The organism is Streptomyces sp. NPDC093591 (genome assembly GCF_044764885.1).
Taxonomy (GTDB): Bacteria; Actinomycetota; Actinomycetes; order Streptomycetales; family Streptomycetaceae; genus Streptomyces.
The window spans coordinates 117,072-134,653 of record NZ_JBIWIY010000002.1 but is presented as its reverse complement, the minus strand read 5'-3'; the positions used below and the strand labels follow the sequence as shown (position 1 = coordinate 134,653).

The window sequence follows — 17,582 nt, the reverse complement described above, 5'->3', positions numbered from 1 at the left end:
GCCGCCGTACCAGGGACCTTCACGAGCGCCTCAGACGGCCCGGAGGACCGGGGCACCCGCCTCGCCGGACCCCGGCCGGGCCGTCTCCGCCAGCTCCAGCACCCACACCTCGTTGGCTCCCTCCCGCAGCACGGGCCCCGGGACGTACAGCGAGTGCTGCGGACCCGTGGACCAGTAACGGCCGAGACCGAAGCCGTTGATCCACACGAACCCGCGGGTGAAGCCCGGCAGCTCCAGGCGGGCGTCACCGGCGCCCCGCACCGTGACGGTGCCCCGGTACAGCCCGGGGGCACCGTCCTCGGGCAGCTCCCGCGACGGCACCGCCCGGACCCGCTCGACATCGTCCAGCGCCTCCAGCCGCAGCCCACGCGCGCGTACGTCGTGCAGATACTGCCGCTCGTGCAGCACGCCCTGGGTGATCCCCTTGGGCTCGCCCAGCCGCGGCCCGTAGTTGACCCTCCCCAGTGACTCCACCCACAGCTCCACGCGCGCGTAACCGGCGACGGGCTCCTTCAGGCAGGCGTCGTCCTCGGTGAGCACCCCGGCCCGCTTCCCGTCGACGTACACCACGGCCAGGTCCCGCAGCCCGCGCACCGTCAGCGGATACGGCTGCCGCGGCCCCGGCACGCTCACCTCGTACCGCACCAGGCCCCGCTCGACGCCCAGTTCCTCGAAGGTGGGCGGGACGGGACCGGACACCTCCGGGCCGCCCAGCGTCCGAAGCACGTCGCCCAGGGGCGTCCACCCGGTCAGGACCGCCTCGGCCGTCGCCCCCAACGGGGCGGGCGCGGGCGGGACTTCGGGCAGGGGGCCGGCCGCGTACTCGGCGAGGACCTCGCGGAAGGCCCAGAACTTCGCTGTGGGGCGGCCGTACTCGTCGATCGGGGCGTCGTAGTCGTACGACGTGACGTCGGGCTCCAGGGGGCCGTCGTGCAGCGCGCCGCCGCCGCGGTTGGCGCCCGCCCAGCCCGCGAAGTTCGTGCCGCCGTGCGCCATGTACAGGTTGACCGACGCCCCGCACTCCAGGATCTCCCGCAGGACCGCCGCCGCGTCCCCGGGATCCCGTACGACGTGCTCGCCGCCCCAGTGGTCGAACCAGCCGCACCAGAACTCCATGCACATCAGCGGCCCCTCGGGGCGGTGCCGGCGCAGCGTCTCGAAGGCCACGCGCGCGTGGGAGCCGAAGTTCACCGTCGCCAGGACCCCGGGGACCGAGCCGCCGGAGAGCATGTGGTCCTCGGGGCCGTCCGAGGTGAACAGCGGGACCGTGACGCCGTACTCCCGCAGCAGGCCGGCCAGGCGGCGCAGATACTCCGCGTCCGAGCCGTAGCTGCCGTACTCGTTCTCGACCTGCACCATGATCACCGGCCCGCCGCGGTCGATCTGCCGGGGCACGATCTCGTGCCGCAGCCGTCGCAGCCAGCTCGCCACGTATCCCAGGTAGCGCTCGTCACGCGTACGCGCGCGTGCCCCCACCTCGGCCGTCAGCCAGGAGGGCAGCCCGCCGTTCTCCCACTCGGCGCAGATGTACGGCCCCGGCCGCACGATCGCCCACAGCCCCGCCTCCCGCGCCGCGTCCAGGAAACGGCCCAGCGCCCGCACGTCCCGGCTGTGCCCCGGCCTCGGCTCGTGCAGGTTCCACGGCACATACGTCTCCACGCAGTTGAGGCCCATCGCCCGCAGCATCGCCAGCCGGTGCCCCCACTGCGCCTCGTGCACCCGGAAGTAGTGCAACGCGCCCGACAGCAGCCGCACCGGCCGCCCGTCCAGCAGGAAATCCGTTTCCCCCACCGTGAACTCGCTCATGCGCCCCACCCTCACCTCTGGCGGTGATCAGGTCCATGGACAAAGATCGGCGCTGCTTGGACCGAAACGACGCAGCCGCACAGAGAGGACCGCGGATGTATCACACCTGGATGCGGTTCTTCACGCCCGGCCCCGCCCACCACCGCCTCGGCCTCGTCTGCCTCGGCGTCGGCCTGCAGTACGGCGCCCTGCCCACCGTCGGACCCAGGGTCCTGGACCACCATGTCGCCGTCGTGATCAGTACCGGCGGCGGCTGGTACGCCGACCCCCACGGCCGCCGTACGACCGTCACCGCGCCCGCGCTGCTGTGGCTGACCCCCGGCGTGCCGCACCACTACGCCCCCGACTCCGGCACCGGCTGGGACGAGGGCTTCGTCGACTTCGCCGGGCCCGCCACCGCGACGTACACCGAACTCGGCTACATCGAACCGGACCGCCCCGTGGTGCCCTTGTCGGACGCCTCGGGCCCACGTGCCGTCATCGGACGCATGGCGCGCGCCGCCCGCCGCGACAACCCCCTTCTGGAGGTCGAGACCGGCGCCGCCGTCCACGAGCTCCTCGTCGCCCTGCGCCGCGCCCGCGCCGACCTCGCCCCCGACGGGGAGGCGGTCCTCAAGGCACTGGCACGCGACGCGTGCCTGCCGCTCACGGTCGCCGAACACGCCGCCCGGCACGGCATGACCCTCGCCGAACTGCGCACCGCCGTGCGACGCGGCGCCGGCTGCAGCCCCAAGGACTATCTGCTCGGCATCCGCCTGGGCCGCGCCAAGGAACTCCTCGCCGCCACCGAGCTGCCCGTCGCCGCCGTCGCCCGCCGCGTCGGCTACGACGACCCCGCCTACTTCTCCCGCCTGTTCACCCGCCGCGTCGGCATGGCCCCCGTCCGCTTCCGCGCCCAGCAGGGCCGCACCGTCCCCGGCGGCTGGAGCAACCAGGTCCCCGACCCCGACGATCCACCCGTGATCGAACGAACGCCCCTGTGAGCGGCCCCGTAGGCTGGGCCCTCATGACCACCAGCAACACGTCCCCCGGCGAAGTCGACCCCGCGGTGCGCGAGGAGCTCGCCCGGCTGCGCGACAGCATCGACAACATCGACGCGGCCGTCGTCCACATGCTCGCCGAACGCTTCAAGTGCACCCAGCAGGTCGGCCACCTCAAAGCCCAGCACCAGCTCCCGCCCGCCGACCCCGCACGGGAGGCCAGCCAGATCGCCCGCCTGCGCACCCTCGCCGAAAACGCCAAGCTCGACCCGGCTTTCGCCGAAAAGTTCCTCAACTTCATCATCGCCGAAGTGATCAGGCACCACGAGAGCATCGCCGAGGACACGATCAACGGCACCGCACCCACGGCGAACCGGCCGTAGCCTCGCTCGCCGCATTCCCGCCCGCCCTGCCGGCGGACGACGCGAATATGCCGACAGGACCTGGACGGACCCTCCCGAGGGAGTGACACGGCGGCCCGTGCGGGGCATGCTGCGCTGTGCACTCCATGCCAGCTGACACGTACTCCCCGTCAGCGCCCCCGGACATACCCTGGATGTCCACGCGGGAGGGACGTCGGGCCATGCCGTCGGATGCCAAGATCCTCATCGTCGACGACCACGAGGACACGCTGTACGCGCTGGAGAGCGCCCTGGCGCCGCTGGGATACCGCCTCGCCCGTGCCACCAGCGGCGACGAGGCGCTCAAGCAGGTGCTCCGCGGGCAGGTCGGCCTGCTGCTCCTGGACGTCCGCATGCCCGGCGTCAGCGGCCTGGAGGTGGTGCGCTACCTGCGGCGCCTGGAGCAGACCCAGCACATACCGGTCATCCTGCTCACCGGTTTCGGCGCGGACCACGAACTGACCGCGACCGCCTTCGGACTCGGCGTCGCCGACCTGGTCATGAAGCCCATCGAACCCTGGGCGCTGCGCACCAAGGTCCGCTACCTGTACGACTCCTACCAGCGCCAGCGCACCCTGGAGCGGGAGATCCACGAGTTACGCGCCCTCATCAAGGACGACCCCGGCGGCCGGGCACCCGGCCCACGCCCCGCCCTGCCCCACCCCGACGCCCGCGTCCCGCTCCAGCGGGACAGCCCGGCGGCGACATCGGCCAAGGACCGGCCCTGAGGCAGCCGGCCGAAGCCCGGTCCTGGGACAGCCGGCCGAAGCCCAGTCCCGGGGCAGCCGACCGAAGCCCGGCCGCTGCACGGCCCCGGACCAAAGGCCGGACATAACGCACTTATTGATCAGCCCCTGTGCCTTGTCAGCGCCATCAGGCAGCATGTCCTGCATGTCCGTACTGACGCGCGACGAAGCGCAGACCCGTGCCCAGCTCCTCGACGTCCACCGCTACACCATCGAACTCGATCTGACCACCGGGGACGAGACCTTCGACTCCCGCACCGTCATCCGGTTCACCACGCGCGCGGACCAGACGGACACGGACACCTTCGTCGAGATCAAGCCGGCCGAACTGCGCTCCGTCACCCTGGACGGACAACCCCTCGACCCGCAGACCCTGGACGGAAACCGGCTGCCCCTGAAGAACCTCACCGCCGGCGAGCACGAACTGCGCGTCGACGCCGCCATGCGCTACTCCCGCACCGGCGAGGGCATGCACCGCTTCACCGACCCCGTCGACGGCGAGACGTACCTGTACACCCAGGCGTGCATGGACGACGCCCAGCGCATGTTCGCCGCCTTCGACCAGCCGGACCTCAAGGCCGTCTTCGAGCTGTCCGTCAAGGCTCCCGAGGGCTGGACCGTCCTCGCCAACGGCATCACCGAACACCTCGGCGACGGCCGCTGGCAGGCCGCCCCCACCCCGCTGATCTCCACCTACCTCGTCGCCGTCGCCGCCGGCCCCTGGCACTCCGTACGCACCGAACACCGCGGCCTGCCCTTCGGCCTGCACTGCCGCCGCTCACTCGCCCCCCACCTCGACACCGACACCGACGAACTCTTCGAGGTCACGCGCGCGTGCTTCGACCGCTACCACGAGAAGTTCGACGAGCCCTACCCCTTCGACTCCTACGACCAGGCGTTCGTCCCCGAGTTCAACGCAGGCGCCATGGAGAACCCCGGACTGGTCACCTTCCGCGACGAGTTCGTCTACCGCTCCGCCGTCACCGACACCGAGCGCCAGACTCGCGCCATGGTCATCGCCCACGAAATGGCCCACATGTGGTTCGGCGACCTCGTCACCCTGCGCTGGTGGGACGACATCTGGCTGAACGAGTCCTTCGCCGAGTACATGGGCTACCAGACCTGCGCCGAGGCCACCCGCTTCACCGACACCTGGACCGACTTCGGCGTCGCCCGCAAGCCCTGGGGCTACGACGCCGACCAGCGCCCCTCCACCCACCCCGTCGCCCCCGAAGGCGTCAACGACACCGCCACCGCCCAGCTCAACTTCGACGGCATCTCCTACGCCAAGGGCGCCTCCGCACTGCGCCAACTCGTGGCCTGGCTCGGCGAGAAGGACTTCCTCACCGGCATCAACACCCACTTCGCCCGCCACAAGTTCGCCAACGCCACCCTCGCCGACTTCGTCGACTCCCTCGCCGCCGCCACCGAACGCGACGTCCACGCCTGGGCCGACAGCTGGCTGCGCACCACCGGCGTCGACACCCTCACCCCGGCCGTCACCCCCGGCGAGAACGGCACCTACAGCCTCACCGTCGACCACGCCGGCAGCCGCCCCCACCGCATCGCCGTCGGCCTGTACGACCTGGACCTCGGCGACAACGACGGCCACCTCGTCCTGCGCGAACGCCTCGACATCGACATCCCGCACACCGCCCCGCAGCCCATCGGCAAGCGGCCCGCACTGCTCCTCCTCAACGACGGCGACCTCACCTACGCCAAGATCCGCTTCGAACCCGAATCCTTCGAGACCATCCGCACGAGCCTCGCCGGGCTGCCCGACCCGCTCACCCGCGCCCTCGTCTGGAACGCCCTGCGCGACGCCGTCCGCGACGGCGAACTGGCCGCCGGCGCCTACCTGGAGGCCGCCCGCACCCACCTCCCGCACGAGACCGACCTCGCCATCGTCCAGGGCGTCCTCGCCTTCGCCACCGCCCAGGTCGCCGACCGCTACCTCACCCCCGAGGAACGACCGGCAGCCCTGACCACCCTCTCCTCCCTCTGCCGCGACCTCATCCGCCGCACCGAGGACGGCGACAACCCCGGCCTGCGCCTGATCGCCGTACGCCACTTCATCGACGTCGCCGCCCACCCCGACACCATCGCCGCCTGGCTCGCCGACGGCACCGTGCCCGGCGGCCCCGAACTCGACCCCGAGCTGCGCTGGCGCGTCCTCGCCCGCCTCGCCGTCCTCGGCGCCGTCGACGAGACCGCCATCGCCGACGAACTCTCACGCGACCCCAGCGCCACCGGCCAGGAGGGCGCCGCCCGCTGCCGGGCCGCCCTGCCCGACGCCGAGGCCAAGGCAACGGCCTGGGACGCCATGTTCCCCACCGACGACGGAACCGACCTCTCCAACTACCTCTTCATCGCCACCGCCCAGGGCTTCTGGCAGCCCGAACAGGCCGACCTCGTACGGCAGTACGTGCCCCGCTACTACGACGACGCGGTCGCCGTCGCCGCCCGCCGCGGCCCCGCCATCGCCGACGCCGCCGGCCGCTACGCCTTCCCCGTCTACGCCGTCGACGCCGACAGCCTGCGACTGGGCGAGCAATGCCTGCGCGACGGCGAGCCGATCCCGGCGCTGCGACGCAGGCTCGCCGACCAACTCGACGACCTGGCACGGGCGCTGCGCGTGCGCGAGGGGGAGTGAGACCGGTGCCGGTGACGTAGGCGCCGCCCACGGCACCCAGAAGCGATGCGGTGGGCTGATCCTCCTGCCCTCACTCCTGGGTGCCGCCGCCCCTTACTCCGCCACCCTCCGCAAACCACCCCCGACACGCATTCCGCGCGCGTAACTACCCCTTTCGGGTTCCTGTCGTTGGGCTTTTCGGGCGCGATCACGCATCCGGGTACAAGCTGGAAGTCCCTCTTGCCCTGTGCCCGGGAGGACACCATGAGCGCGTCACCGTCGCTCGCTTCAGGCCCTGAAGGTCCCCACGCCCTGCGGCCGTTGCTCGACACCGTGCTCGAAGCACTGAGCGAAGGCGCCCGAACGCGCGGAGGACCACTGCCCGCCGGCGGCCCCGACGCGGTCGCGTCGCGCATGCGCGACGCGGTCGGAGACGTACTCCCGCACAAGGGCGACCCGGACGCCCTCCGCACCCTCGTCCGAGCCCTCGCAGCAGGCGCCACCGATCCCTCGGACCCCCTCTGCGCCGCCCACCTCCACTGCCCGCCCCTCGCCCTCGCCACCGCCGCCGACCTCGCCGCCTCCGCCCTCAACCCCTCGCTGGACTCCTGGGACCAGGCGCCCGGGGCATCGGAGCTGGAGACACTGGTGACGGAGGCCCTCGCGACAGAAGTGTTCGGCGACGCCGCAGAGGACAGGGGCAGCACCACCCTCCTCACCACCGGCGGCACCGAATCCAACCAACTGGCCCTCCTCCTCGCCCGAGAAGCCCAAGGCCCCGGCATCCGCCTGATCCACGGAACCAACGCCCACCACTCCCTGCCCCGCGCCGCCTGGCTGCTCGGCCTACCCGAACCCGTCGCCGTACCCGCCCCCGCCGGCACCCTCGACCCCGCCGCCCTCGACGAGGCCCTCACCCAACTCCCCGGCCCCCACCTGGTCGCCGCCACCGCAGGCACCACCGACGCCGGACTCATCGACCCACTCCCCGAGATCGCCGCCCTGTGCGCCGCCCACGGCACCCGACTCCACATCGACGCCGCCTACGGCGCAGGCCTCCTCTTCAGCGACCGGTACCGCGACCGGCTCACCGGCCTCGACGCCGCCGACACCGTCACCCTCGACCTGCACAAGCTCGGCTGGCAGCCCGTCGCCGCCGGCCTCCTCGCCGTCAGCGACCCGGACGACCTCACCGCGCTCCACCACCACGCCGACTACCTCAACGCCCACGACGACACCGAAGCGGGCCTGCCGGATCTGCTCGGGCGCTCCCTGCGCACCAGCCGCCGACCCGACGTCCTCAAAATCGCCGTCACCCTCAAGGCCCTCGGCCGCAGCGGCCTCGGCCGACTCGTCGAACAAGTCTGCGACCACGCCCGCGAGTTCGCCGCCCTCGTCCACGACCACCCCGGCTTCGAACTCTACGACCCGCCCACCATCAGCACGGTCCTGTTCCGGCCCGCACACACCACCGACGCCGCCGTCGCAGCCGTACGCCGAAGGCTCCTCACCGACGGCCGCGCCGTCCTCGGACGGGCCCGGATAGACGGGCGCCTGTGGCTCAAAGCCACACTCCTCAACCCCCACACACGCCCGGACGACCTGGCCGCTCTCCTGAAACTGGTGGAAGGAAACACCCCCGGATGATCCCCCAGCCGAACCCCCACACCGGCCCCCAGCCCACCCCCCACACGCGCCCCCAGACAAGCGCCTTCACCCGCCCCCAGACAAACCCCGGCACCGGCCCCCACGCCGTCCCCGACACCGGCCCCCAGCCCACCCTCAGGGCAACCCCACGCCGCGACCCCGACACCCCCGACGACCCCGACACCCCCCGCGACCTCGTCGGCATCGGCATCGGCCCCTTCAACCTCTCCCTCGCCGCCCTCGCCCACCCCCTCACCGCACTCGACGCCGTCTTCTACGAACAACGCCCCGCCTTCACCTGGCACCCCGGCCTCCTCATCGAAGGCGCCCGCATCCAAGTCCCCTTCCTCGCCGACCTGGTGACCCTCGCCGACCCCGCCAACCCCTGGTCCTTCCTCAACTACCTCAAAACCCGCGACCGGCTCTTCCCCTTCTACTTCGCCGAGCGCTTCCACATCCAACGCGCCGAATACGACGCCTACTGCCGCTGGGTCAGCGAAAACCTCCCAGCACTGAACTTCGGCCACCAGGTCGACGCCGTCCGCTTCAACCCCGAACGCGACGTCTTCGAGGTCGACTTCACCAAGCTCGGTCCCGACGGAGAGGCCGAAGCCCTCGGCCGCACCCACGCCAAGAACATCGTCCTCGGCATCGGCACCGAGCCCGACGTCCCCGACCCCCTCAAACCCCTCGTCGAAGCACCCGGCGTCCCCGTCATCCACGCCGCCGACTACCTCGACCACCGCGAAACGCTCCTCGCCGCCGACCACATCACCGTCATCGGGTCAGGACAGTCCGGCGCCGAAGTCTTCCTCGACCTGCTCCGCCGCCGCCCCCTCGGACGCGAGGGACTGCACTGGCTCGGCCGCACCGACGCCTTCGCCCCCATGGAGTACTCCAAACTCGGCCTGGAACACTTCACACCCGACTACACCCGCTACTTCCACGCCCTCGCCGAACCCGTCCGCGACCAACTCGTCACCTCCCAGTGGCAGCTCCACAAGGGCATCGACGCCGGCACCCTCTCCGCCATCCACGACGAGCTCTACCGCCGCTCCCTGCACGGCGGCTGGCCCGACACCGTCCTCACCCCCGGCGTCCGCGTCCGCACCGCCGGCCGCATCGCCACCACCAAGGTGGAACTCCACCTCGAACACCTCCACCAGAACACCCGCTCACGCCTCACCACCGACGCAGTCGTCCTGGCCACCGGCTACCGCGAACGCCCCCTCAGCCGCCTCCTCGCCGGCCTCGACCCCTACATGCGCCTCGACAGCAAAGAACGCCCCCGCATCGACGACCAGTACCGCCTCGTCATGGACCCCTCCGTCACCGGCGCCGGCTGCAACATCTACGTCCAGAACGCCGAACGCCACACCCACGGCATCGGCACCCCCGACCTCGGCCTCGCCGCCTGGCGCAGCGCCGCCATCCTCAACTCCGTCACCGGCAAAGAGGCCTACCCCCTGCCCACCCGGACGGCCTTCACCACCTTCGGCCTCGACCCGGCCCCACCCCGCCACGTCCGCTCCCGCCAGATCGGCGCCCAGCGCGCGACGGTCGTCCCACTCAAGGGCTGACAGGGAGTGCCAGGAAACAAGAAAGACGCCTGAACTCCCCACCCAGCCAAGGGAGTTCAGGCGCCTCACGCACCACCGCTCAGAACACCGGCGTACCGTTCCGCGTCAACTTCCAGCCCACCGACGCGAAGTCCTTCGGATCCAGCACACCCTTCGCGGTCACCCACTCCGCGATCCGCGTACGGATCTCCGTCGACTCCGACCACAACTCCTGAGCCGACGCCACATGCGGGAACGCACCGCCACCATTGGCCCGGTAGTTGTTCACCGCGAACACGAACCGCTGGGCATCGTCCAGCGCGGCACCGTTGTACGACAGATTCCTGATCCGCGAACCAGCCGCCTGAGCGATGTCGATCTCGTACGACAGCCCCGACACATAGTCGTAGTTGTAGTCCGGGCGCCCACCCGCGTTCGTCAGCTTCTCCACATCGACCGCCACGTCCGGCGCCGTCTGCACGAAGTACTCCGCCGAATACTCCAGATACGCCTTGATCTGCGCACCCGTCATCAGCTTCGCGACCAGCGTGTTGTCGTACACATACAGACTCGACAGATCCCGGATCGTCACCTCACCGGCCGGGATCTCCGAAGTGCGGGAGAACGGCGACCCCTGGGATATGACCGGCAGCGAGGCATACTCCGTGCCCGCCAACGCCGCCTTCGCCACATCCTCCTGAACCTTCGTGATCAGGTCGATGATCGGAGCGTCCTTGTAACGGGCCTCCACCGTCGTCAGCTTCTCGGTCGCCGTGCCCACGACCTGGTTGACGTACTCCACCACGATGTCGTGGTCGTCCTTCAGCAACTTGGTGATCTTCGGGTCGTCGGCGACCGTCTTCGAGTCACGCACCGTCGCCTTCACCGACTCCACCGTCCAGCGGCCCTTGGCGAAGACCAGCTCGAAGTCGAACAGGGTCAGCCGCTGCGCGTAGCACAGCGGCTCCGACAGCACGACCGTCTTACCCGTCTTCTCGTTCGTGACCAGCAGCTCCGCGATCTCCGTGTGCGCGTGCCCGACCAGAATCGCGTCGATCCCCGGCACCTGCTGAGCCACCAGCGCAGCCGAGTTCTCGATGTACGGCAACTGGTCACCGTACGACGACGTGCCGGACGAACCGGAGTGCGCCGACACGACGACGACGTCCGCGCCCATCGACCGCAGCTTCGGCACCCACTTCGCGGCCTGCTCCTCAAGGCCCGGGAACACCATCTTGCCCTCGACGTACGCCTTGTCCCAGATCGCGATACCCGGGTTGGTCAGACCGAGCACCGCGACCTTGACCGGCGGCAGGCCCGGCGGGCAGAACTTCTTGATGAAGTAGGGCGGAAAGGCCGGCTTGAGAGTCTTCGCGTCCAGCGCGTTCGCGCCCAGCAGCGGAAAATCGCACTGGTCCTCGAACTTACGCAGCGTCTCGATGCCGTAGTTGAACTCGTGGTTGCCGAGCGCCACCGCGTCATATCCGATCGCGTTCATCGCCGCCGCCATCGGGTGCACCGGACCACCCGGCGCGGTGATCGGATCCACCTTCGCGTAGTAGTACGTCAGCGGCGTGCCCTGGATCGTGTCACCCGCGTCGATGAGCAGCGTGTTCCGGCGGCCCTTCTCCTCACGAACCTGGCTCACCAACGTCGAGACACGCGCCAGACCCTTCGCATTGCCCTTCGCGTCCGAATACTCCGCGTCCTTGAAGTAGTCCCAGTTGAAGATGTTCCCGTGCAGATCGGTCGTGCCCATCACGGTCAGCGAGTACCGCTTCGCCGGGCGAGAGCCCTTCACCGTCTCGGCGGCCTGCGCGGCGGGGGCGGCCGCCGCACCGGCGATCGCCACACCCGCTCCGGTCACGGCGGACTTCTTCAGGAACTTCCGGCGGTTCAACGGCATGAGCACTTCTCCTGGGGCGAATGGTCAACAACGCGCGTAGATTCTGACCTGGGCATGGCGAGCTGCAACAGACCCCGCAGGTTTCGATCTGATGACCGAAGCTGTGAACTCCCGCACCCCTAACCCGCCAAGGGGTGACAGAGTGGGACGTATGACCAGCCCCACACCGGACGACCCACAGCCCGCCGTCCCCTACGGAACCCCCGACGCCCCCCGCATCGCCGTCCGCGGCGAAGCCCACCTCGAAGTCGACCCCGAAATCGCCCGCATCGGCATCACCGTCGCCTCCCGCGGCAAAGACCGCCGCGCCGCCCTCGACGACCTCACCCGCCGCAACACCACCGTCCTCGACCTCGTCAAAACCTACGGCGACGCAGTCGAACGACTCGAAACCGGCGCCCTCTCCATCAGCCCCGAACTCAAGGACAAAGGCCGCGGCGAACGCGTCCACGCCTACCACGGCCGCGTCCACATCACCGCCGAACTCACCGACTTCACCGCCCTCGGCGAACTCACCACACGCCTCGCCGACCTCGACCTCACCCGCGTGGACGGCCCCTACTGGGCCCTGCGCCCCGACTCACCGGCCCACCGCGAAGCACGGCAACAAGCGGTACGGGAAGCGGTCCAGCGGGCACGGGAGTACGCCGAGGCGCTGGGAACCTCCCTGGCCGCACTCGTGGAACTCGCCGACATCGGCGCGGAGAACGCCCCACCGGCCTACCCGCAGGCCCCCGGCAGCCGAATGCGCTCACTGGCCTACGGCGCCGCAGAAGACACCACCGCCGCCCCCCTCGACCTCGAACCCCAACGCCAGCACGTCTACGCCCAGGTCAACGCCCGCTTCACAATGACGCCGCCGCAGCTGTGAATGCACGGAATTTCGAATTGGCTTGCGGTCACCGATGAACGGCCATGACCTTCACCGGGGGTGCTTCGAACGCTCATCGGAGCACCCCGCCGCACAATTCAACACTTGTCAATAGCCCTTCACGCAAAGGTTGTTGAGTAGTCATACGCGGCCAATTCACTACCCGCCGGTAAGTCATAGAGTCGAAACATGCGCCGAGCGAAAATCGTCTGCACCCTGGGCCCCGCCACCGACTCCTACGACCAGATAAAGGCACTGGTCGACGCCGGAATGGACGTCGCCCGATTCAACCTCAGCCACGGCAGCTACGCCGACCACGAAGAGCGCTACCAGCACGTACGAAAGGCCTCCGACGAAACCGGCCGCAGCGTCGGCATCCTCGCCGACCTTCAAGGCCCGAAGATCCGCCTCGGCCGCTTCACCGAAGGACCCGTACTCCTTGAACGCGGAGACACCTTCACCATCACCGTGGAGGAGGGCGCGGAAGGCGACCGCCAGCAGTGCGGCACCACCTACCCCGGCCTCGCCACCGACGTCACCCCCGGCGAACGCATCCTCGTCGACGACGGCAAGGTCTGCCTGGAGGTCACGTCGGTCGACGGACCGCGCGTCAACACCGCCGTCGTCGAAGGCGGCATGGTCTCCGACAACAAAGGCCTGAACCTCCCCGGCGTCGCCGTCTCAGTCCCCGCCCTCTCGGACAAGGACGAGGCCGACCTCCGCTGGGCGCTGCGCACCGGCTTCGACGTCATCGCGCTGTCCTTCGTGCGCAGCGGCCGCGACATCGAGGACGTCCACAGGATCATGGACGAGGAAGGCCGCCGCCTCCCCGTCATCGCCAAAGTGGAAAAGCCCCAGGCGGTCGACGCGATCGAGGACATCGTCGCCGCCTTCGACGGCATCATGGTCGCGCGCGGGGACCTGGGCGTGGAGATGCCGCTGGAACAGGTGCCCCTCGTGCAGAAGCGGGCCATCAAGCTGGCCAAGCGCAATGCCAAGCCGGTGATCGTGGCGACGCAGATGCTCGACTCGATGATCGACAACTCGCGTCCGACGAGGGCGGAGGCATCGGACGTGGCCAACGCCGTCATCGACGGCACGGACGCCGTGATGCTGTCCGGCGAGACCAGCATCGGCAAGTACCCGATCGAGACGGTCCGCACGATGGCCAAGATCGTCGAGGCGGCCGAGGAGGACATCCTCGCCAAGGGTCTCCCGCCCCTGACCGAACGCAACAAGCCCCGCACCCAGGCCGGCGCGGTCGCCCGCGCGGCAGCCGAGATCGGCGACTTCCTCGGCGCCCGCTTCCTGGTCGCCTTCACCCAGTCCGGCGACACCGTCCGCCGCCTGTCCCGCTACCGCTCACCGATCCCGCTCCTGGCGTTCACACCGGAGCCGGCCACGCGGTCGCAGCTGAATCTGACGTGGGGGGTGGAGACGTTCCTGGGCCCGCATGTGGAGTCGACGGACGCGATGGTCGACCAGGTGGACGAACTGCTGCTGAAGTACGGCCGCTGCAAGAAGGGCGACACGGTGGTCATCACGGCCGGTTCGCCTCCGGGGGTCTCGGGCTCGACGAACATGGTGCGGGTGCATCACATCGGGGAGGACGACAGTCCCAAGTAGCAGGCGGAGGGCCCCCCTTCAGTGCTTGAGGAGGGGCCCTTTGCTGTGTGGGGTCAGTGTTTGGGGCCTACGTGGGCGTCCATGAGGGCTACAGAGGCTTTGCGGGCGATGGAGATGTTCCTCGGGTTCGCCTGACGCCATTCGACACCTACGTGGTCCAGTGCCGCGGTGAAGAGGCGGATGATGTCGCTCGACAGGTTGGTGAAGAAGTACCGGGGATATTCGTAGCGTTTGCGCTCACCCGCGACAAGTCTGGTCGTCCAGTTGGTGATGCGGCAGCCGTCGGAGTGGATGAGGCCGCGGATGAATTCCCAGGGGTGAGCATCGACGATCTCCTGCTGCCAGGGTTCGAGGGCGATGGTGCGCTCGTGCTTCTTGCCGGGGCCATGCTGAGGGAAGAGTGTCGGCCAATGTGGGGAGTAGCTGGTCACGGCAACACAGCCTTGCTTCTGGAGCGTGTAGACGCCGATGCCGGGGCGGACCTTCGTGATGGCTTCGCGGCATTCGTTGAGGAGGCCAGGCCACGCATCGGCGCACACGATTCGGAGGTAGTAGCCGGTGCCGCGCGGGTGCGCGCTGATGCAGCCGTCGCCGAGGTAGAGGCCCAGTAAGTAGGCATATGCGCACTCGTCAGCGGGGGGTCCGGGGTCTGGGGGAGCCATCCGGGGCAGGGGCTCAAGGCGGTGCTGCCAGGAGCGGATGGCGGCCCGAGAGACTCCGGTCTCCTTGCTCACGGAGTTCAGGCTGCGCCCCTGGGCTACCAGCGCCAATGCTCGTTTCCGTGTGCTGACGTCGTACATGCGGACACTCTGTGAGAGTGGTCGTGGCGACATGCAGCAAAAAGCGGATGTTCACGAGAACGTGGACATCCGCTTCTGGGTGGTGACCTTCGAATCGAAGGAAAAGTGCCCCGGGTCGGACTCGAACCGACACTGTATGGGTTTTGAATCCATTGCCTGCTGCCAATTGGGCTACCGGGGCCCGGTGAATCGAAGGTTTACCTCGACCCGCTGCCCGTCCACCTTACCGCAGCTAGGTAGGCTCTTGTCAGCAGCACCCCTGCCCCTGAACGAGGAGCCCCCGTGACCGCCCCCGAGTCGCCCCAGCCCGTAGACGCGCCCGACGACGACAAGTCGCACGTGCCTCCGCTGACGACCCGTGTCGTCATTGCCGAGGACGAGGCGCTGATCCGGCTCGATCTGAAAGAGATGCTCGAAGAAGAGGGGTACACCGTCGTCGGTGAGGCCGGTGATGGTGAGCAGGCCGTCGAGTTGGCCCGCGAGCACAAGCCCGATCTCGTCATCCTCGATGTGAAGATGCCGAAGCTGGACGGGATCTCCGCGGCGGAGAAGATCGCCGAGGAGAGCATCGCGCCGGTGTTGATGCTGACGGCGTTCTCGCAGCGGGATCTGGTCGAGCGGGCGCGGGACGCCGGTGCGATGGCGTACTTGGTGAAGCCGTTCAGCAAGAGTGATGTCGTGCCGGCGATCGAGATGGCCGTGTCGCGGTTCACGGAGTTGAAGGAGCTGGAGAAGGAGGTCGCCGACCTCACTCTGCGCCTGGAGACGCGGAAGCTGGTGGATCGGGCGAAGTCGATCCTGCAGACGGAGTACGGGTTGACGGAGCCGGCCGCGTTCCGGTGGATTCAGAAGACGTCCATGGATCGGCGGATGTCGATGCAGCAGGTCGCGGAGGCTGTCATTCAGGACGCCGAGGAGAAGAAGGCGGCCAAGGGCTGACGCGCCCGAGGGTATGAGTGAGGCCCGCGCCCCCTGATCAGGGGGCGCGGGCCTCAGTCGTATGAGCAGGCGGTCAGTCCTCGCCGAGGTAGGCCTTCCGCACGGATTCGTCGTGCAGGAGGTCCTGCCCGGTGCCGGAGAGGACGATCTTGCCGACCTCCATGACGTGGCCGTGGTCGGCGAGGGAGAGCGCGGCCTGGGCGTTCTGCTCGATGAGCAGGATGGTGGTGCCCTGGGACTTGAGCTCTTGGATGGTTGCCATGATCTTCTGCATCATGATCGGGGAGAGGCCCATGGAGGGCTCGTCGAGCATGAGCAGTTTCGGTCGGGACATCAGTGCCCGTCCCATGGCGAGCATCTGCTGTTCGCCGCCGGAGAGGGTGCCTGCGGCCTGCTTGCGGCGTTCTCCGAGGATGGGGAAGAGGTCGTAGGCGCGTTGGATGTCCTTTTCGATGCCTTCCTTGTCGTTGCGGAGGAAGGCGCCGAGGCGGAGGTTGTCCTCGATCGTCATGCGGGGGAAGATGTGGCGCCCCTCGGGGGAGTGGGCGAGTCCCAGTGAGACGACCTTGTGGGCGGGGATCTTCTTCAGCGATTTGCCGTCGAACCTGATGTCGCCGGAGAGGGGCTGGAGGAGACCGGACATGGTGCGCAGGGTGGTGGTCTTGCCGGCGCCGTTGGTGCCGATGAGGGTGACGACCTCGCCCGCGTTCACCTTGAACGAGATGCCTTTGACGGCTTCGATCTTGCCGTAAGCGACCCTGAGGTCTTCGACCTCGAGCAGTGCGGTCACTTGTCGTCTCCTTCCGTGGTGCTCTGCGCCTCGGCGTCGGCCTCTGCGGCCTCGACTTCGGCGGCTTCCTCCTTGCCCGGTGCGCCCTCGAAGGGCTCGCCGAGGTAGGCGGCGATGACGCGTTCGTCGGCTTGGACGACTTCGGCGGGGCCTTCGACGATCTTCTCGCCTTGGACGAGCACGGCGACCCGGTCGCAGAGGTTCATGATGAACCGGATGTCGTGTTCGATGACGAGGACGGCGATGCCCTTGTCGCGGATGGCGAAGATGAGTTCTTCGGCGGCCCGGGTTTCCTGCGGGTTCATGCCGGCGGTCGGCTCGTCGAGGAGGAGCAGACCGGGTTCGCTCGCGAGTGCGCGGGCGATTTCCAGCTTGCGCTGTTCGCCGTAGGGCAGGTTGCGGGCGAGGTGGTCGGCCTTCGCGGCGAGACCACAGAACTCCAGGAGCTCCATGGCCCGGGCCCGCGACTCCTCCTCGGCCTTCTTGAAGCCGGGGAGGCGCAGGAGGGCCGACCATAGGCCTTCCTTGGTGCGGGTGTGCCGTCCGACGAGCACGTTCTCCAGAACGGTCATGTTGGCGAAGAGCCGGATGTTCTGGAAGGTGCGGGCGATGCCGGCCTGGGTGACCAGGTGGGGCTTGGGGGGCAGGACGGTGCCTTTGTAGGCGACCTTGCCTTCGGTCGGCACGTAGAGGCCGGTGAGGCAGTTGAAGAAGGTCGTCTTGCCGGCGCCGTTGGGGCCGATGAGTCCGACGATCTCGCCGGTGTTGACGGTGAGGTCCACGTCGCGTACGGCGGTGAGGCCGCCGAAGCGCATGGTGACACCGCTGGCGTCGAGCACTGTCGTGCTGGTGGGTGCGGTCGTGGTGGTGGTCATGGCG

14 protein-coding genes and 1 tRNA gene are annotated in these 17,582 nt (G+C 69.2%); 9 read left to right on the top strand and 6 right to left on the bottom strand.

Annotation, left to right across the window (positions count from 1 at the left end; genetic code table 11):
* Window positions 1-30: 30 nt before the first annotated feature.
* The gene (locus ACIREI_RS04010; protein ID WP_403327100.1) at window positions 31-1,806 is read right to left on the bottom strand and encodes a beta-galactosidase family protein; all 1,776 of its coding nucleotides are present in this window, start codon (window positions 1,804-1,806) and stop codon (window positions 31-33) included.
* Between the two features lie 95 nt (window positions 1,807-1,901).
* Between ACIREI_RS04010 and ACIREI_RS04005 the strand changes: the two genes are divergently transcribed.
* The 6 genes from ACIREI_RS04005 to ACIREI_RS03980 all read left to right on the top strand — a co-directional run bounded on the left by ACIREI_RS04005 (window position 1,902) and on the right by ACIREI_RS03980 (window position 9,792).
* Entirely contained in the window at window positions 1,902-2,789 is an 888-nt protein-coding gene (locus tag ACIREI_RS04005; protein WP_403327098.1) for a helix-turn-helix domain-containing protein, read from the top strand.
* A 23-nt stretch (window positions 2,790-2,812) separates the two neighbouring features.
* Window positions 2,813-3,169 carry a chorismate mutase gene (locus tag ACIREI_RS04000; RefSeq protein WP_403327096.1) on the top strand — a complete coding sequence of 119 codons (357 nt, stop codon included), beginning with the start codon at window positions 2,813-2,815 and terminating at the stop codon, window positions 3,167-3,169.
* Between the two features lie 200 nt (window positions 3,170-3,369).
* Window positions 3,370-3,915: a two-component system response regulator gene (locus ACIREI_RS03995; RefSeq protein ID WP_403327094.1), complete on the top strand. Its 546-nt coding sequence runs from the start codon at window positions 3,370-3,372 to the stop codon at window positions 3,913-3,915.
* Window positions 3,916-4,078: 163 nt separating this feature from the next.
* A complete protein-coding gene (gene pepN / locus ACIREI_RS03990; RefSeq protein WP_403327092.1) occupies window positions 4,079-6,586 on the top strand; it encodes an aminopeptidase N in 2,508 nt (835 codons plus the stop codon).
* A 243-nt stretch (window positions 6,587-6,829) separates the two neighbouring features.
* Window positions 6,830-8,212: a pyridoxal phosphate-dependent decarboxylase family protein gene (locus tag ACIREI_RS03985; RefSeq protein ID WP_403327091.1), complete on the top strand. Its 1,383-nt coding sequence runs from the start codon at window positions 6,830-6,832 to the stop codon at window positions 8,210-8,212.
* Entirely contained in the window at window positions 8,209-9,792 is a 1,584-nt protein-coding gene (locus tag ACIREI_RS03980; RefSeq protein ID WP_403327089.1) for a lysine N(6)-hydroxylase/L-ornithine N(5)-oxygenase family protein, read from the top strand. The genes ACIREI_RS03985 and ACIREI_RS03980 overlap by 4 nt, the downstream gene beginning before the upstream one ends.
* 79 nt (window positions 9,793-9,871) lie before the next feature.
* Here ACIREI_RS03980 and ACIREI_RS03975 read toward each other — a convergent pair whose 3' ends face one another.
* Window positions 9,872-11,677 (bottom strand): bifunctional metallophosphatase/5'-nucleotidase, encoded by a 1,806-nt coding sequence (locus ACIREI_RS03975; RefSeq protein WP_403327087.1) that lies wholly within the window; start codon window positions 11,675-11,677, stop codon window positions 9,872-9,874.
* Between the two features lie 151 nt (window positions 11,678-11,828).
* On the opposite strand from ACIREI_RS03975, the gene ACIREI_RS03970 reads away from it, so the two are divergent.
* Together ACIREI_RS03970 and pyk are read left to right on the top strand one after the other, a co-directional pair.
* Window positions 11,829-12,548: an SIMPL domain-containing protein gene (locus tag ACIREI_RS03970; protein WP_403327085.1), complete on the top strand. Its 720-nt coding sequence runs from the start codon at window positions 11,829-11,831 to the stop codon at window positions 12,546-12,548.
* 189 nt (window positions 12,549-12,737) lie between these two features.
* On the top strand, window positions 12,738-14,174 hold the full coding sequence (gene pyk, locus ACIREI_RS03965) for a pyruvate kinase (protein ID WP_403327083.1): 1,437 nt from the start codon (window positions 12,738-12,740) through the stop codon (window positions 14,172-14,174).
* A 53-nt stretch (window positions 14,175-14,227) separates the two neighbouring features.
* Here the strand turns inward: pyk and ACIREI_RS03960 are convergent, their stop codons facing one another.
* Window positions 14,228-14,974: a helix-turn-helix domain-containing protein gene (locus ACIREI_RS03960; RefSeq protein ID WP_403327081.1), complete on the bottom strand. Its 747-nt coding sequence runs from the start codon at window positions 14,972-14,974 to the stop codon at window positions 14,228-14,230.
* Between the two features lie 106 nt (window positions 14,975-15,080).
* Window positions 15,081-15,155, bottom strand: a tRNA-Leu gene (locus tag ACIREI_RS03955).
* Window positions 15,156-15,256: 101 nt separating this feature from the next.
* On the opposite strand from ACIREI_RS03955, the gene ACIREI_RS03950 reads away from it, so the two are divergent.
* Complete coding sequence (locus ACIREI_RS03950) at window positions 15,257-15,913, top strand: ANTAR domain-containing response regulator (protein WP_302001460.1); 657 nt, start codon at window positions 15,257-15,259, stop codon at window positions 15,911-15,913.
* Window positions 15,914-15,986: 73 nt separating this feature from the next.
* Here ACIREI_RS03950 and ACIREI_RS03945 read toward each other — a convergent pair whose 3' ends face one another.
* Both ACIREI_RS03945 and ACIREI_RS03940 read right to left on the bottom strand, forming a co-directional pair.
* A complete protein-coding gene (locus ACIREI_RS03945) occupies window positions 15,987-16,703 on the bottom strand; it encodes an ABC transporter ATP-binding protein (protein WP_403327079.1) in 717 nt (238 codons plus the stop codon).
* Complete coding sequence (locus tag ACIREI_RS03940; RefSeq protein ID WP_403327077.1) at window positions 16,700-17,578, bottom strand: ABC transporter ATP-binding protein; 879 nt, start codon at window positions 17,576-17,578, stop codon at window positions 16,700-16,702. The genes ACIREI_RS03945 and ACIREI_RS03940 overlap by 4 nt, the downstream gene beginning before the upstream one ends.
* Window positions 17,579-17,582 lie beyond the last annotated feature (4 nt).

What these genes read in the sequence shown, in the direction of transcription:
- ACIREI_RS03975 (WP_403327087.1), bottom strand. Translation starts at nt 11,677, where the DNA reads ATGCCGTTGAACCGCCGGAAGTTCCTGAAGAAGTCCGCCGTGACCGGA.
- ACIREI_RS04005 (WP_403327098.1), top strand. Translation starts at nt 1,902, where the DNA reads ATGTATCACACCTGGATGCGGTTCTTCACGCCCGGCCCCGCCCACCAC.
- ACIREI_RS04000 (WP_403327096.1), top strand. Translation starts at nt 2,813, where the DNA reads ATGACCACCAGCAACACGTCCCCCGGCGAAGTCGACCCCGCGGTGCGC.
- ACIREI_RS03940 (WP_403327077.1), bottom strand. Translation starts at nt 17,578, where the DNA reads ATGACCACCACCACGACCGCACCCACCAGCACGACAGTGCTCGACGCC.
- ACIREI_RS03960 (WP_403327081.1), bottom strand. Translation starts at nt 14,974, where the DNA reads ATGTACGACGTCAGCACACGGAAACGAGCATTGGCGCTGGTAGCCCAG.
- ACIREI_RS03980 (WP_403327089.1), top strand. Translation starts at nt 8,209, where the DNA reads ATGATCCCCCAGCCGAACCCCCACACCGGCCCCCAGCCCACCCCCCAC.
- pepN (WP_403327092.1), top strand. Translation starts at nt 4,079, where the DNA reads ATGTCCGTACTGACGCGCGACGAAGCGCAGACCCGTGCCCAGCTCCTC.
- ACIREI_RS03995 (WP_403327094.1), top strand. Translation starts at nt 3,370, where the DNA reads ATGCCGTCGGATGCCAAGATCCTCATCGTCGACGACCACGAGGACACG.
- ACIREI_RS04010 (WP_403327100.1), bottom strand. Translation starts at nt 1,806, where the DNA reads ATGAGCGAGTTCACGGTGGGGGAAACGGATTTCCTGCTGGACGGGCGG.
- pyk (WP_403327083.1), top strand. Translation starts at nt 12,738, where the DNA reads ATGCGCCGAGCGAAAATCGTCTGCACCCTGGGCCCCGCCACCGACTCC.
- ACIREI_RS03970 (WP_403327085.1), top strand. Translation starts at nt 11,829, where the DNA reads ATGACCAGCCCCACACCGGACGACCCACAGCCCGCCGTCCCCTACGGA.
- ACIREI_RS03985 (WP_403327091.1), top strand. Translation starts at nt 6,830, where the DNA reads ATGAGCGCGTCACCGTCGCTCGCTTCAGGCCCTGAAGGTCCCCACGCC.